The organism is Spiroplasma sp. hy2 (assembly GCF_044714365.1).
Taxonomy (GTDB): Bacteria; Bacillota_I; Bacilli_A; order Mycoplasmatales; family Mycoplasmataceae; genus Spiroplasma; species Spiroplasma phoeniceum.
On record NZ_RXFZ02000265.1, the window covers coordinates 1 to 991 of the forward strand.

Annotated in this window: 1 pseudogene; it reads left to right on the forward strand. The window is 20.2% G+C overall.

The annotated features are described in order from the left end of the window. Positions 1-987, forward strand: a pseudogene (locus EHV01_RS05945) (hypothetical protein); the annotation flags it as partial. Positions 988-991: the final 4 nt, after the last annotated feature.

The window sequence follows — 991 nt, forward strand, 5'->3', positions numbered from 1 at the left end:
WYTTATCAAAAAAATAATATTAAAGATTTATCTGAATTAAATTGAACAAGTTTAAATATAAGCAGAAATAAAAGAAATTCAGTAAATTCTAAACATATATTTAAAACTAATGGAGTTGACAAACCCTCTCAACAACAAATCAAAGAAAAAGTAAAAGAATTAAATTCCCAAGTAAATATTAATAGCATTAATGTTACAAATATTACTGAAAATAGCGCAGTAATAACTATAAATGGTTTTAGTGGTCAAAAAACAATTAATTTTATAGTTGATAAATCTTTTGATTTAACAAAAATAATAACAAAAACCAATTTAGAGGTAATTATTACTGATGGAATTAAATTACCCGAAGAACAGTTATTAAAAGATCGGTTAAAAAAATTAAATCCTAATTTAGATATTAATAAAATTAAAGTTGAAAAAATTACTAATAACGGAGCAACTATTAATTCTTCTGATAACAATTTTTATAGTGGTGAAGTAAATGTTAAATATATTATTTCATTAAAATCATTTATTACAAATACTAATTTAGGTTCAATTAGAACTAATGGAATTGATTTACCTTCTGAACAAGAAATTAAAGATAAACTAAAAGAAAAAAATAATATTTTTGATAAAAATCAAAATTTATTATTAAATATCGAAATTAATGATATAACACGTATAAGTGCAAGATTAAGTTATAAATATCCAAATATTTTTGTAGATACAGTAGATGTTTTTTTTATAAGTAATACTAATTTAACTGAAATTATTACTAATACTAATTTAGGTGAATTTAAAACTGAAAATTTATCTAATCCAACAAAACAACAAATTAAAAATAAACTAAAAGAAATGTATAACGACTTAAATATTACAAAAATCAACGTTGAGAATATTACTAACAGTAGTGCAAAAATCACTTCCGCTGATAAAAATGTTTATACTAATAATGTAAATGTTAACTATACTGTTTCAATAGATTCACTTAATTGAGAATAAAAWA